Source organism: Kocuria sp. U4B, assembly GCF_054875615.1.
This window is the reverse complement of record NZ_CM142180.1, coordinates 2,212,271-2,225,711: the sequence shown is the minus strand read 5'-3', so window position 1 is coordinate 2,225,711 and position 13,441 is coordinate 2,212,271. Positions and strand designations below refer to the sequence as shown.

Below are 13,441 nucleotides of genomic sequence, written 5' to 3'. Positions count from 1 at the left end.
CGCCCTCTCACCCACCGGAAGGAGGACCGCCGTGACCGCGTCCGAGAACTCCTCCGCCCCTCCGTCCGCCACGCACTACGAGCAGGCCCTCACGGACGCCACCGAGATCCGCGGCCTCACGCCCGCCGAGAAGCTGGTGCTCCTCACCCTGGCCGCCCGCGCCAACGCCGCCCACGGGCAGCCCGTGGGCGTCATCCCGTCGGACCTCGCCGACCGGCTCGGGTACCAGCGGAAGACCATCGCCCATGCGCTCACGAAGCTCGAGGACGCCGGCTACATCAGCCGGACCCCGCAGAGCAGGCCCACCCCCAGTGGCGGGACCGTGCGCAGGGGCGAACTGGTGACCTTCCACTACGAGGTCCTGCGCGCCGCCCGCAGCACGGAGCGGACCCACCGCTGACCGCCCCCGGTGGCCGCGGGCGGCCCCGGGCCCCCGGACGGCGGGATGACAAGGGACTTTCGTCTGGTGCGGGGCATAGATGTGGGGACAGAAAAGGGCCTCCCCGCTGGTCCGGGAGCACCTAGGATGAGTCCGTCCAGTCATCCGCACCCCCCCACGGACGAGTCCGCACCCCCACGGACGAGGAGGCACCCATGACCGTCGACGGCTGTTTCGCCGAGGCCCAGCGCTACCTGCAGTCCTGCTCGCCGGCGGGGCTGACCGTCAAGCGCTTCGACATCGTCGACGACGTCGCGGAGCTGACCGTGGCGTTCACCCCCGAGGCGCTCGAGCGGGTCCTGGCCTCCGAGCTGCGCGCCACCGGCGGCCCCACCGACTGGGACGACCCGGAGGCGCCGATGGAGCCCGGCTCCCCCACCTGGGCCCACGCCATGGAACTGGCCGCGTTCTTCAACGACGACTACTTCAGCCAGGTCCTGCTCGCCCGCCACGAGGCGGCCCTGGGGGCCATCCTGGCCGCCCACGGGCACGAGGGGACGCCCGTGGTCGCCCGCCCCGACTACACCCCGGCCGCCCTGATGCTCTGCCTGCGGGCGCTCAAGGCCCAGCACCTGCGCGGGCCGGGTCCGGCCGCGCCGGCAGTGCACGCCGCCTGACGTCCGAGCGGCCCCGGACGGCCGGCGCTCAGCCGCCCCCGTCCAGCAGCGGCGCGACCCGGTACGGGACGACCGTGCGCAGGAACATGCTGGTGGAGGCCCGCAGGATGCCCGGGCACAGCCGGACCTCCTCGGAGACCCGGTAGAGGTCGTCGGGGTCCCTGGCGACCACGCGGCACAGCAGCTCCGTCTGCCCGGCGGGGGCGAACACCTCGACCACCTGCGGGATGGCCCGCAGCCCGGCGACCGAGGCCTCGAGCTGGTGCTGGTCGAGCTCCACGGCCACGCTCGCGGCCAGGCCGCAGCCCAGGGCCGCCGGGGAGACCCGCGGGCTGTGCAGGCGCCGCGCCGGGCTGGTCCGGAAGCGATCGAGCCGCGCCGGGACGGTGCCGCGCGCCAGCCCGGTGCGCTGGGCCAGGGCCAGCACGGTCATCCGCGGGTCCGCGGGCCGGATGCTGCCCGGGGAGCCCGTGCCGGGCTCAGCCCCGGGGGCCGGGGAGGCGGGGGTCGAGGAGCCGGGCGTAGGTGGCCTGGGTGCGCACGGGCACGAAGCCGACGGACTCGTAGAGGGCGCCGGCGCCGGTGGGGTTGGCGGAGTCGACGGTCAGCTCGACGGCCGACCAGGTCCCGGCGGCCGCGGCGGCGGCCACGGTCCCGAGGAGGACGGCCCGGGCGAGCCCCTGTCCCCGGGCGTCCTGGCGGGTGCCGACGGCCGCGACGTACAGGCTGCCCTCGGCCCACTGCGCGGCGAGGCAGTAGGCGAGGACCCGTCCGCTCCCGTCGCGGGCCACCCGCCAGACGTCCTTGCGGTTGGCCCGCGCGTCCACCACGTCCGTCCAGGACTCGGGGGTGCAGGGCGTGGTCCCCCAGTGGGTGGCGAAGGCGTCGTTGTGGGCGAGCCGCAGCTGCTCCGCCATGGCGTCCTCGTACGGCTCCACCCGGGCGTCCGGCGCAGGCACGGGGGCGCCGGGCAGCGGCCGGGCCATGTCCGTGAACCACCGCACCGGCGCGTAGCCGCGTCCGCTCAGCAGGGCGCGGGCGTCCGCGCCCTCGACGCCGCCGGAGGCGCGCAGCTGCACCGGCGCCCCCGGGTGCCTCTGCGCGGCGATCGCGGCGGCCCGGGGCTCCATCCGGTCGAAGAGCGCGGTGGCGATGCCCCTGCCGCGCCAGGCCGGGTGGACGCCCCCGCCGAGGTCCGCGCGGACCGGGCCCGTGGCCGTGCGCTCCATGCTCACGTGCACCTGGCCGTAGCCGACCATGGTCCCGCCCGCCCACACGCCCCACGTGTCGGCGGCGGCGTCCACCCCGGCCATGGTCAGCTCCTCGGCCAGGTCCTCGGCGGTGTACGTCTCGCCGGTGCCGTCCGCCTCGGCCAGCACGTGGGTCAGCGCGGACCACTGCGGGGTGTCCCGGGCGGTCAGGGGACGGAAGCGCGGTGCGTCGTCGGGGCTCACAGGTGCAGACGCTAGCCCACCCGCGCCCGGTGTCACGGCGACACCGCCGGTCCGGCCCGTCGATGACGGCACCGGGGCCGGGCGGGTCGGGACGGCGGGACGCCGCTCAGTCGTCCCAGCCCTCCTGGGGACTCGCGCAGCTCTCGCGGAACACGTACTGGGAGATCCTCCGCCGCTCCCGGGAGGACCAGTCGATCGCGGGGCGGCGCTGCTCCTCGGGCACGTAGCCGAGGCGGTAGACGGCCATGAGCTCGAGCTCCTCGGGGACCTCCAGCAGCTCCACGATCTCGGCCCAGCGGGCGGGGGCCTCCATGGGGAAGGAGACGAACTGGATGCCCATGCCGAGCTCCACGGTGGTCAGCCACAGGTTCTCCACCGCCGCGCCCATGGAGAACAGCGAGTAGAACCCGGACAGCTCCCCCGGCCGGTACTCGCGGCGGTCGAGCATGACGCCGAGCAGCAGGGGCGAGCCGGCCACGAGCTTCTGGTTCTCGGCGCCGAGCGTCTGCGGCACCCGCAGCCGGTTCATCATGGCCTGACCGCTCGGGGTGAAGGCCTTGCCCGTGAAGGGCCGCAGCACCGCCGGGAGCTTGTCGAAGAGCATGCCGAAGCGCTGCTCGTCCATCTCCTGCCGGCTGAAGCGGAAATAGCGCTTGTACCGGTCGAAGAACGTCCCCTCGGCCATCACCTGCGTCATGGACTCGCCGCTGATCCGCGCGATCCGCTCGATGGTCCCCCGGTCCTCGACGACCACGAAGCGCCACGGCTGGCTGTTGAACTGGGACGGCGCGGCCGCGGCCGCCTGCAGCAGCAGCTTCTGGTGCTCGGGCGCGACCGGGTCCGGGAGGAACGGCCCGTTGGTGGTGCGGCGGCGGAAGACGACGTCGAGGAACTCCATGTGCTCTCCGGTTCGGTCGGGACGGGACGGTCAGGACGGGCCCGCCGCGCGCAGGAGCGCGGCGGCGTAGAACGGGGCCGCGGACAGGGCCGCGAGGGCGTGCCGGCGGGGGTGGCCCTGGGCGGGGGTGCCGATGTGGGGCAGGGCGGCGAGCGGCAGCAGCGCCGGGGCAAGAGCCCGGCCCGCCGCCCGCCGGGAGGGCGAGGCCGAGAGCGCGCAGCGGGCCGCGGCCAGCGCGGTCGTCGTCGTCGTGGCGACGTAGAGGGCGTGGTGGATCCAGCGGAACCGGCCGGTGCGCACCAGGCCGGAGCCCACGGACGCCCCCAGGGCGGCGTTGGCGGCCCAGCAGGCGGAGGCCAGTCCGACCCAGGGCGCGGACGGCGCTCCTGCACCGCGAACGGGATGCCCCACGCGACCTCCCTCCGTCGGCTCCGGGTCGGGGTGCCCAGTCTACTGACGCATCCGGGCGGCGGGTCGCCCGTCATCCGTGACGGGCGGGGCGCGCCGGGAAACAATGGGGGAATGTCCTCCGTCCCGACACGGGCCCGGCCCGACCTCTCACGCCGCGACCACGAGCTCCGGGAGCTCATGGACGACCCCGGCTGCGATCTCGCGGCGCTGCACCGCACCTACGCCCGCTTCGACCTCGTGAACCAGCTGCTCTCCGGGTGGGCGGCGACCTACCGGCGCCGGATCCGCCCCCTCGCCGAGCCGGGCCGCCCGCTCGACGTGCTGGACGTGGGCTCCGGCGGCGGGGACATCGCCCGGTCCCTGGCCCGGTGGGCGCACCGGGACGGGGTCGAGCTGCGGATCACGGGCATCGACCCGGACGCCCGCGCGCTCGCGTGGGCTGCCGGGCGGACGGCCCGCTGGGCCGCCCGGCACCCGGAGGTCACGCCGCCGGTGTTCCGCCGGGCTGCCAGCGGGGAGCTCGTGGCGGCGGGCGAGACGTTCGACGTCGTGATCTCCAACCACCTGCTGCACCACCTGGACCCGGACGCGGTGGTGGCCTTCGTGCGGGACTCGCAGCGGCTGTCCCGCCGGCTGGTGGTGCACAACGACCTCGTGCGCAGCGCCGCCGCCTACCGGCTCTACGCGGTGGGCGTCCTGCCGCTGGCCCCCGGCTCGTTCCTGCGCACCGACGGGCTGCGCTCCCTGCGCCGCGCGTACGTCCCCGCCGAGCTGCGGGAGCTGGCCGGGCCGGGCTGGCAGGTCCTGCCCGGGTCCTTCGCCCACCAGCAGCTGATCCGTTCCCGTTCACTTGCGCTTCACACGGATCCCCCACGCTGAGACCCGGTCCCTACGGGGGCGGCCGCCGCCGCCCCGAGAACGGAGTTGAGATGAAGATCGCGATCCTCGGTGGCGACGGCTTCTGCGGCTGGCCGACCACACTGCACCTGTCGGCGCGCGGGCACGACGTCGTCGTCGTCGACAACTTCTCCCGCCGGGCGATCGGCGAGGAGCTGGGTGCCGAGTCCCTCACCCCGATCCGGTCCCTCGCCGAGCGCCGCGCCGCGTGGGAGGAGCTCACGGGCCGGAGCGTCGGCTTCGCCGGGATCGACCTCGCCCGGGACTACGAGGCGTTCCTCGACCTGCTGGTGACCGAGCGGCCGGACGCCGTCGTGCACTTCGCCGAGCAGCGCGCCGCGCCCTTCTCCATGAAGTCCCCGCGGCACAAGCGCTACACCGTGGACAACAACCTCAACGCGACGCACAACGTGCTCGCCGCGGTCGTGGAGTCGGAGCTGGACGTGCACGTGGTCCACCTCGGGACCATGGGCGTCTACGGCTACGGCACCGCCGGGATGCGGATCCCCGAGGGCTACCTCGACGTGGAGGTCCCCGGGGAGGGCGGCGGCGTCGCACAGCAGATCCTCTACCCCTCCAACCCGGGCTCGATCTACCACATGACCAAGGTCCTCGACCAGACGCTGTTCGCGTTCTACGCGAAGAACGACCGGCTGCGCATCACGGACCTGCACCAGGGCATCATCTGGGGCACCAACACCCGGGAGACCGGCCTCGACGAGCGGCTGGTCAACCGCTTCGACTACGACGGCGACTACGGCACCGTGCTCAACCGCTTCCTCATGCAGGCCGCCGTCGGCCACCCGCTCACCGTGCACGGGACCGGCGGGCAGACCCGGGCGTTCATCCACATCCAGGACATGGTCCGCTGCGTGGAGCTCGCGCTGCTCCACGCCCCGGCGCGCGGCGAGCGCGTGAAGATCTTCAACCAGATGACGGAGACCCACCGGGTCCGGGACCTCGCCCGCCTCGTGGCGGAGCTGACCGGCGCGCAGGTGGAGACGGTGCCGAACCCGCGGCAGGAGTCCCCGGAGAACGACCTGCACGTGGTCCACGACGCGTTCCTGGACCTGGGCCTGCGACCCACGACCCTGTCCGAGGGACTGCTGCTCGAGGTCGAGCAGACGGCCGCCCGCTGGGCCCACCGGGCGGACCTCTCCAGGATCCCGGCCACGTCCCTGTGGACCCGGGAGCGGAGGGCCGGGATCCCCGCGTCCCGAACCGGCGCCGCGCCGGTGGGCGCCTGAGCCGCGGATGCGGATCGCGCTCGTCACCGACGTCTTCCTGCCGAAGGTCGACGGGGTCGTCACCCGCCTGCTGCGGACCCTGGACGCGCTCGGGGACCTGGGCCACGACGTGCTCGTGCTCACCCCCGGCACGCCCCCCGACCGGTACGGGCCCCACCGCGTGGCCCGCGCCCGGTCCTTCACCTTCCCGTGGTACCCGGAGATCCGGGCGGGCGTGCCGACCCCGGCGGCCGAGCGCGCGCTGACCGCGTTCCGCCCGGACGTCGTGCACGCGGTGAACCCGGTGTGGTTCGGCGCCTGGGGCGCGCTGGCGGCCCGGCGCCGGGACCTGCCGCTGCTCGCCTCCTTCCACACGGACGTGCCGCAGTACATGGACGCCCTCGGGCTGGGCCCCCTGCGCGGGACCGCGGAGCGGCTGATCCGCAGCACCCACAACCTCGCGCAGGTCAACCTGTGCACGTCCGGGCCCATGGTCGAGAGGGCCGCCGCGATGGGCATCCGCGACGTGGGCCTGTGGCCCAAGGGCGTGGACACGGACCTGTTCTCCCCCGCGAGGTCCAGCCCGGGCATGCGCGCCCGCCTCACGGACGGGCACCCCGGGGAGCGGCTCGTGCTCTCGGTGGGGAGGCTGTCGAAGGAGAAGAACCTCGAGGCGCTCGTCGAGCCGATGCGCCGGCTGCCGCGCACGCGGCTCGCGATCGTCGGCGACGGCCCCCACCGGGTGGGGCTCGAGCGGGCGTTCGCCGGCACCCCCACCGTCCTGCCCGGCCCCCTGCACGGGGAGGAGCTCGCCGCCGCCTACGCCTCCGCCGACGTGTTCGCGTTCCCGTCCACCACGGAGACCCTCGGGCTGGTGGCCCTGGAGGCCCTGGCCAGCGGCGTGCCCGTGGTGGGCGCCCGCGCCGGCGGCATCCCGTTCGCCGTCGACGACGGGCGCACCGGGCTGCTGGCGGACCCCGCCCGGCCGGGCGAGCTCGGCGAGCACCTGGCCCACCTGCTCGACGACCCGGTCCGGCGCACGCAGATGGGCGCGGCCGGCCGCGCCGAGGCCGAGCTCCACGGCTGGCGGGGCGCGACGGAGGCGCTGGTGGGCCACTACGCGCGGGCGGTGGAGCGGCACCGGGCGCGGTCCCGCTGAACGGGTCCGGCCTGCCTGCCCGGGACGGCGGCGCCGAGCGGGCCCCTAGGCCCGCTCCAGGAGCACCATCACCTCGTAGTGGCGGGTCTGCGGGAACATGTCCAGCACGCGCGCGCGCCGCGGCACGAGCGACGGCATGGCCGCCAGGTCCCGGGCGAGGGAGACGGCGTTGCAGCTCGAGTACACGACGTGCTCCACGCCCGAGGACTCGAGCCAGCCGGCGAGCTCCGCGCCGATGCCGCGCCGCGGCGGGTTGACGACCACGAGCTCGGGCACCCGCCGGGCCCCGAGGGCGAAGGCGGTCGCGTCGCCGGCGGCGAAGTCCACGCCGGACAGTCCCGCCTCCTGCGCGCTGAGCGCGGCGCTCGCGATGGCCTCGGCGCTGGCCTCGATGCCGGTGATCTCCCGTGCCGGCCCGGCGACGTGCAGGGCGAAGCCGCCCACCCCGCAGTAGAGGTCCCACACAGAGGCGGGGCCCAGCTCGTCCGCCCATTCCCGGGCCTGGCGGTAGAGGGCCGCGGCCACGGCGGTGTTGGTCTGGAAGAAGCTGCGGGCGCGCAGGTGGAGGTCCACGTCGTTCACGCGCATCCGCAGGGTCTCCTGCTCGGTGAGCAGGATCTCCTGCTCGCCCTCGAGCACGGCCTTGTGCTCGGGCTGGATGTTGGCGGAGACCACCGCGAGCCGGGGCAGCTCCTGCTGCAGGCCGGGCAGGTGCTTGCGGATCCGCACCACGGACTCGGTGGAGCGCAGCACGAAGCGCAGCATGAGCTCGCCGTCCGGGGACTCGGTGAGGATCAGGTGCTTGAGCTCGCCGCGGCGGGCCGGGACGTCGTAGGGCACGAGGCCGGCCCGGGTGATGAACGCGGAGAGGGCGGGGAAGCACGCGGTGAGCGCGGGGGACGAGACCCCGCACCGGCGCAGGTCCACCCCGCGCCCCTGCCCGTCGAGGATGCCCAGGGTGGGGTGCCGGACCGTGCCGCCCACCACCATCTTGGCCTTGTTGCGGAAACCGGACTCCGGGCTCGCCACCGCCGGCAGCCAGGCCAGGTCCGGCCAGGCCGCCAGGAGGCTCCGGCAGTGCTCCTGCTTGTCGGCGAGCTGCTCGGCGTACGGCCGGCCCATCAGGGTGCAGGAGCGGCAGGCGCCGGCGTCGAAGTAGGAACACTGCATGGCCCACCAGTCTACGTCCCGCACCCGGCACTGCCCCCTGTTACCCGGGACGGGCCGCACCGTATAGTGGCTGTCCTGAGGTCAAGCAACGGCCGCGTCTTCACCCGTGCACGAGAACAGGTCGCCGTCGTGGAACCCATGCCCCCAGTGCCCGTCGCGGTCCCCCCGGACGGGCATCGCCTCCCCCCGGTCGTCGCTGCACGTCCCGCCGGCCTCGGCAGGCCCACCGCGTGAGCGACCGCCGTCACTCCGGCGCCGGGTCCCCGGCGAACCCCCGCACCGGCGCCCCCGGCCGGGCCCGGCTGCGCCTGGGACCCGACGAACGGTTCCCCCTCGACCTCACCCGGCTGGACGTCGCCGAGCTGCAGGTGCTGCACAGCCGGCTCGCCCGCCAGCTCGACCACGAGTACCTCTCGGACCCCGCCGGGCCCGACCCGGTGACCCTGGACCGGCACCGCCTGCTGCTCGTGGAGCTCGACGCCCGCGAGATCATGGCCGGGCCCGACCCGGCGGAGTAGCGCGGGGGCCTCAGCCGCGGTCCCGCGCGCGCGTGCTCCCGGCCGGTCCGGGCGCGGGCGGGTCCAGGACGTCGACGAGCCGCTGGAGGTCCTGCCCCGCGGCGAGCACCAGCCGCTGCTGCACCTCGGACGGGTCCACGGGCCCGGCGTAGAGCCGGCCCAGGAGCGCGCGCACCTCGGCGGCGGGAGCTGCCGTGTCCTCGTCGTGGGCCCACGCCCGCACGCACCGGGCGCCCGCCTCCACCGCGTCGGCGAGCCCCGCGGCCACCGGCCCGGGCACCGTCCAGCCGTGCCGGTCGGCGTCGTAGAGCGCCCGCAGCGCGTCCGTGAGGTCGCGCAGGTGGAAGACCACGCGCTCGAGCTGGGCGAGGGCCGCGTAGCCCGGGTCGGTGCCGCGTGCGCGGCGGCGGAGCACCACGCGCGGATTGCCGCGGGCGCTCAGCGCCGACGCGTCCACCGCCTCCCGCACCTCTCCCGTGAGGCGGGCCAGCTCGTGGTTGCGCTGCGCCCAGTCCCGCCCCGCGGTGCTGCCCGGCGAGGCCAGCTCCCCGGCGACGTCGCCGAGGTAGTCGACGACGACGCCCTGCAGGCGGTCCAGCTGCAGCCGCGCGGTGCGGAAGTCCAGCGGGGGAAAGACCGCCACGTTGACGACCAGGCCGATCGCGACCCCCACCGCCATCTGCACGAGGTAGCCCAGGGAGTAGGACCCGGCGTCCTGGCCGCCCACGATGAGCACGAACAGCGCCGCCATGGGCACGTACTCGGCGCCGGCCCCGAGCCGCCGCACCCCGGACAGGAGCACGCCGATCCCGACGGCCAGGCCGATGGTCACGAGGTTGGGGCTGCCCACCAGCAGCACCCCGGCCGCCAGGAGGATGCCCAGGGCGAGGCCCGCCACGGTCTGCAGGCCCGTGCGGACCGAGCCCAGCACGGTGGGGTACATCGCGGAGAGCGCTCCCAGCGGGGCGTAGTAGGGGTACTCGTCGATCGTCCCGGGCATCCGCTGCGCCACCACCCACGCCAGGGACACGGCGAGCGCGGTCTTGAGGGCGAGCAGGACCCGGGGGCCGCGGAGGGTGTGCACGCGGTCATCCTACGGACCGGTGGTTAGGATCGACCCGCCGCGCGCTCGCCCCGGAGCGCGCCAGGACCCGCGGCGCGCCCCGCCGGGAGGAGAGCCGATGCACCGACCGCCGCACCGGAGCCCGCCGCTGGTCCTGGCCGTGGGGCTGGGCGGAGCGCTGGGCACCGGGGCCCGCTACGGCCTCACCGCCCTGCTGCCCGCGGCCGGGGGCTGGCCCGTCGCCACCCTGGCGGCGAACCTGCTCGGGTCGCTGCTGCTGGGCCTGCTCCTGGAGGCCCTGCTGCGCCGGGGCGAGGAGACCCCCCGGCTGCGGCTGCTGCGCCTGGGCCTGGGCACGGGCGCCCTGGGCGGGTTCACGACGTTCTCCTCGCTCGCCCTGGAGGTCGAGCGGCTGCTCGCGGGCGGGGCGCCGGCCCAGGCCGCGGGCTACCTGCTGCTCTCGCTGGGCGGCGGGTTCCTGGCGTGCCTCGCCGGGGTGCTCCTGGCCGCCCGGGGGCGGCGCCCGTGACCGCGCTGCTCGTGTGCCTGCTGGGCGGGCTGGGCGCCGCGGCCCGGTTCGTGGTCGACGGCGCGGTGCGGCAGCGGTGGGCCACCGCGTTCCCGGCCGGGACCGTGGTCGTCAACGTCACCGGGTCCCTGCTGGCCGGCCTGCTGTCGGGGGCCGCGCTGGCGGGGGCGCTCGGCGGGACGGCTTCGGCCGCAGCGGTCACCGGCTTCTGCGGCGGGTACACGACCTTCTCCACCGCGATGGCCGACACCGTGCGCCTGGCCCGGGCCGGGGAAGGGCGCCGGGCGGTGCTCAACGCCGTGGGGACCGGCCTGCTCACCGTCGTCGCCGTGCTGGGCGGGCTGGGCGCGGCCGCGCTGCTGTTCTGAGGCTCCGGGGCAGATGATCGACATGGCCCACGCCATGCCCCAGTCCCTGGCCCCCTTCGCCGGCGCGTGGCTGCCGACCGTGGCCGTGGCCGGCGCCTTCGTCGTCCTCCCCGTCAAGAAAGCGAAGTGATCATGACCGAGCACATCCAGACCTCCGGGCGCACCTCCCTGGCGGCCTACGCCCCGCTCGTCGAGCGGCTGTCCCTGGAGGAGAAGGTCCACCTGCTCACCGGCGAGACCGCCTTCACCCTGCCGGGCAACGACCGGATCGGGCTGGCCCCGCTCGCCTTCTCCGACGGGCCCACCGGCGTGCGCGGGCTGAAGTTCGTCGGCGGCGACGCCGTGGCCCTGTTCCCCAACGCCACGCTGATCGCCGCCTCCTGGGACGACGGCATCGCCGAGGAGGTCGGGCGGATGCTCTCCGAGGAGGCCCGGCGCCAGCACATCCACGTGGTCCTCGGGCCCACCATCAACCTGCACCGCACCCCCCTGGGCGGGCGGCTGTTCGAGGCCTACTCCGAGGACCCGTACCTCACCGGGCGCACCGCCGCCGCCTGCGTGCGCGGGATGCAGGCCAACGGCACGGCCGCGTGCCTGAAGCACCTCGTGGCCAACGAGTCCGAGACGCTGCGCAACTTCGTGGACTCCCGGGTCTCCGAGACGGCGCTGCGGGAGCTGTACCTGCTGCCCTTCGAGATGGCCGTCCAGGACGCCGGGGCGTGGTCGATGATGGCCGCCTACAACGACGTCAACGGCGTGCCCGCCACCGAGCACGACCGCGTCCAGAACCGGATCGTCAAGGGCGAGTGGGGCTGGGACGGGCTGATCATGAGCGACTGGTTCGCCACCAAGCGCACCGTCGCCTCCGCGAACGGCGGCCTCGACCTGGTCATGCCCGGCCCGGACGGCCCGTGGGGCGAGAAGCTCGTCGCCGCCGTCCGCGCGGGCGAGGTGGCCGAGGAGACCGTCGACGAGCACGTGGAGCGCCTGCTGCGCCTGGCCGACCGCACCGGCGGGCTCGACCGCGGCGAGGGCCACCGTGCCTGGGCGAGCCGGCTGCCCGCCCCGGACTCCGACCGCCGCAAGGAGCAGCTGCGCCGGATCGCCGCGCGCGGCATGACCGTCGTGGCCAACAACGGCGCGCTGCCCCTGGACGAGGCGGGCGAGGGCTCCGTGGCGCTGATCGGCCGGCACGGCCTCGACACCGTCGACATGGGCGGCGGCTCGGCGCAGGTCAACCCGCCGTACCAGTCCACCGTGGCCGAGGGCCTGAGGGCCCTGCTCGGGGACAGGGTCACGGTGGCCGACGGCGTCGCCGTGCGCTCCCGTCCCGTCGCCGCGGACCCGTCCTTCCTCACCGACCCGGCCACCGGCACGCCCGGACTGGAGGTCGCGCTGCTGGCCGCCGACGGCACCGAGCTCTCCCGGTACCACTCCGGCTCGTCCGCGATCTCGATCGGCTGGGACGACGACCTCGATCAGGACCCGGCCACCGCGGTGCTCACCACGACCCTGGCCAACGAGGCCGGCCCGGTGCTGCTGGGAGCCATCGGCGGCGGGCGCTGGAGCCTGGCGGCGGGCGGGCAGGAGATCTCGGCCGAGCTGCGCTTCGCCGGCAAGGACCCGGGCGAGACCATGATCCGCCCGCCGGCCTTCGCCGAGGTCGTGGAGCTGCCGGCCGGCGCGACCGTGACCGCCACCGTGGCGCTCGAGCCGGTCGACTGGCGTGAGCTGCTCCTGGGCGACCCCTCCCTGGGGCTGGCCGGGGAGAGCCACCTGCTGGACATGTCCGCCATGGGCCTCACGGCCCTGGTGGCCGCCCCGGCCCCGCGCCCCGACGACGAGCTGATCGCCGGCGCCGAAGCCGCCGCACGGGCCGCGAGCACCGCCGTCGTCGTGGTGGGGGTGACCGAGGAGGAGGAGACCGAGGCCTCCGACAAGCGGACCCTCGCCCTGCCGGGCCGCCAGGACGAACTGGTGGCCCGCGTCGCGGCCGCCGCCGAGCGGACGGTGGTCGTCGTCAACGCCGCCACCCCCGTGCTCATGCCGTGGCTGCCCGACGTGGACGCCGTGGTGGTCGCCGGGCTGCCCGGGCAGGAGGGCGGCCACGCGGTGGCCGCGGTGCTCACCGGGGAGCTGGAGCCCACCGGGCGCCTGGTCACCACCTACCCCGCCGCCGACGGGGCGGCGCCGGCCTGGGACGTGGTCCCCGGTGAGGACCTCGGCCTGTCCTACGACGACGGCACGGCCATCGGCTACCGCGGCTACCACGCCGGGGCCGCCCCGGAGCCCCTGTTCTGGTTCGGCCACGGCCTGGGCTACGGCAGCTGGGCGTACGGGTCTGCGGCAGCGGTCCGCGGCGGGGACGGCCGGCTGGGCGTGGACGTCGAGCTGACCAACACCTCCGCGCGGGACTCCCGGGAGACCGTGCAGGCCTACCTGGACCCGGCCGAGGCCGACCAGCCGATCCGCCTGGTGGGCCACCAGGGCGTGGACGTGCCCGCCGGGGCCACGGTCACCGTGACGGTCGACTGCGACCAGCGGCTGTTCCGCCGCTGGAACGAGTCCACCGGCGCCTGGGAGCAGCTCGCCCCCGGCGGTGAGCTGGTGGTCGCCCGCGGCCTGGGCGACGTCCGGGCCCGGGTGTCGTTGGGCTGAGATCCTTCGAGGAGGCGGTCGTCCCCTGCGGACG

The 13,441-nt window shown here is 75.6% G+C and carries 15 protein-coding genes; 9 read left to right on the top strand and 6 right to left on the bottom strand.

Annotated elements, in window-relative coordinates:
* Nucleotides 1-31 precede the first annotated feature (31 nt).
* Together ACYSMR_RS10545 and ACYSMR_RS10540 are read left to right on the top strand one after the other, a co-directional pair.
* Entirely contained in the window at nucleotides 32-400 is a 369-nt protein-coding gene (locus tag ACYSMR_RS10545) for a helix-turn-helix domain-containing protein (protein ID WP_251332187.1), read from the top strand.
* 194 nt (nucleotides 401-594) lie between these two features.
* Complete coding sequence (locus ACYSMR_RS10540; RefSeq protein WP_309126414.1) at nucleotides 595-1,056, top strand: hypothetical protein; 462 nt, start codon at nucleotides 595-597, stop codon at nucleotides 1,054-1,056.
* A 28-nt stretch (nucleotides 1,057-1,084) separates the two neighbouring features.
* On the opposite strand, the gene ACYSMR_RS10535 is transcribed toward ACYSMR_RS10540, so the two are convergent.
* From ACYSMR_RS10535 to ACYSMR_RS10520, 4 genes are all read right to left on the bottom strand, one after another.
* A complete protein-coding gene (locus ACYSMR_RS10535) occupies nucleotides 1,085-1,489 on the bottom strand; it encodes an Lrp/AsnC family transcriptional regulator (RefSeq protein ID WP_461745126.1) in 405 nt (134 codons plus the stop codon).
* Nucleotides 1,490-1,535: 46 nt separating this feature from the next.
* The gene (locus ACYSMR_RS10530) at nucleotides 1,536-2,510 is read right to left on the bottom strand and encodes a GNAT family N-acetyltransferase (RefSeq protein ID WP_309126301.1); all 975 of its coding nucleotides are present in this window, start codon (nucleotides 2,508-2,510) and stop codon (nucleotides 1,536-1,538) included.
* A 106-nt stretch (nucleotides 2,511-2,616) separates the two neighbouring features.
* Nucleotides 2,617-3,408: a nitroreductase family protein gene (locus ACYSMR_RS10525; protein ID WP_461745123.1), complete on the bottom strand. Its 792-nt coding sequence runs from the start codon at nucleotides 3,406-3,408 to the stop codon at nucleotides 2,617-2,619.
* A 30-nt stretch (nucleotides 3,409-3,438) separates the two neighbouring features.
* Complete coding sequence (locus ACYSMR_RS10520; protein WP_251332191.1) at nucleotides 3,439-3,819, bottom strand: hypothetical protein; 381 nt, start codon at nucleotides 3,817-3,819, stop codon at nucleotides 3,439-3,441.
* Between the two features lie 111 nt (nucleotides 3,820-3,930).
* Between ACYSMR_RS10520 and ACYSMR_RS10515 the strand changes: the two genes are divergently transcribed.
* From ACYSMR_RS10515 to ACYSMR_RS10505, 3 genes are read left to right on the top strand one after another with little or no spacing between them, the layout of a single operon-like run.
* On the top strand, nucleotides 3,931-4,698 hold the full coding sequence (locus ACYSMR_RS10515) for a methyltransferase domain-containing protein (protein WP_309126304.1): 768 nt from the start codon (nucleotides 3,931-3,933) through the stop codon (nucleotides 4,696-4,698).
* A gap of 50 nt (nucleotides 4,699-4,748) precedes the next feature.
* Nucleotides 4,749-5,963 (top strand): NAD-dependent epimerase/dehydratase family protein, encoded by a 1,215-nt coding sequence (locus tag ACYSMR_RS10510; protein ID WP_461745121.1) that lies wholly within the window; start codon nucleotides 4,749-4,751, stop codon nucleotides 5,961-5,963.
* A gap of 7 nt (nucleotides 5,964-5,970) precedes the next feature.
* On the top strand, nucleotides 5,971-7,101 hold the full coding sequence (locus ACYSMR_RS10505) for a glycosyltransferase family 4 protein (protein WP_461745119.1): 1,131 nt from the start codon (nucleotides 5,971-5,973) through the stop codon (nucleotides 7,099-7,101).
* A 45-nt stretch (nucleotides 7,102-7,146) separates the two neighbouring features.
* On the opposite strand, the gene rlmC is transcribed toward ACYSMR_RS10505, so the two are convergent.
* Nucleotides 7,147-8,271 (bottom strand): 23S rRNA (uracil(747)-C(5))-methyltransferase RlmC, encoded by a 1,125-nt coding sequence (gene rlmC / locus ACYSMR_RS10500; protein ID WP_309126129.1) that lies wholly within the window; start codon nucleotides 8,269-8,271, stop codon nucleotides 7,147-7,149.
* Between the two features lie 230 nt (nucleotides 8,272-8,501).
* Between rlmC and ACYSMR_RS10495 the strand changes: the two genes are divergently transcribed.
* Nucleotides 8,502-8,789, top strand: a complete 288-nt coding sequence (locus ACYSMR_RS10495; RefSeq protein WP_309126130.1) for a hypothetical protein — start codon at nucleotides 8,502-8,504, stop codon at nucleotides 8,787-8,789.
* A gap of 10 nt (nucleotides 8,790-8,799) precedes the next feature.
* Here the strand turns inward: ACYSMR_RS10495 and ACYSMR_RS10490 are convergent, their stop codons facing one another.
* Complete coding sequence (locus ACYSMR_RS10490) at nucleotides 8,800-9,873, bottom strand: FUSC family protein (protein ID WP_251332197.1); 1,074 nt, start codon at nucleotides 9,871-9,873, stop codon at nucleotides 8,800-8,802.
* 97 nt (nucleotides 9,874-9,970) lie between these two features.
* Here ACYSMR_RS10490 and ACYSMR_RS10485 point away from each other — a divergent pair, with 97 nt between their 5' ends.
* The 3 genes from ACYSMR_RS10485 to ACYSMR_RS10475 all read left to right on the top strand — a co-directional run bounded on the left by ACYSMR_RS10485 (nucleotide 9,971) and on the right by ACYSMR_RS10475 (nucleotide 13,407).
* On the top strand, nucleotides 9,971-10,381 hold the full coding sequence (locus ACYSMR_RS10485) for a CrcB family protein (RefSeq protein WP_309126132.1): 411 nt from the start codon (nucleotides 9,971-9,973) through the stop codon (nucleotides 10,379-10,381).
* Complete coding sequence (locus ACYSMR_RS10480) at nucleotides 10,378-10,749, top strand: fluoride efflux transporter FluC (protein WP_461745116.1); 372 nt, start codon at nucleotides 10,378-10,380, stop codon at nucleotides 10,747-10,749. The genes ACYSMR_RS10485 and ACYSMR_RS10480 overlap by 4 nt, the downstream gene beginning before the upstream one ends.
* 132 nt (nucleotides 10,750-10,881) lie before the next feature.
* Nucleotides 10,882-13,407 carry a glycoside hydrolase family 3 protein gene (locus ACYSMR_RS10475; protein WP_461745114.1) on the top strand — a complete coding sequence of 842 codons (2,526 nt, stop codon included), beginning with the start codon at nucleotides 10,882-10,884 and terminating at the stop codon, nucleotides 13,405-13,407.
* Nucleotides 13,408-13,441 lie beyond the last annotated feature (34 nt).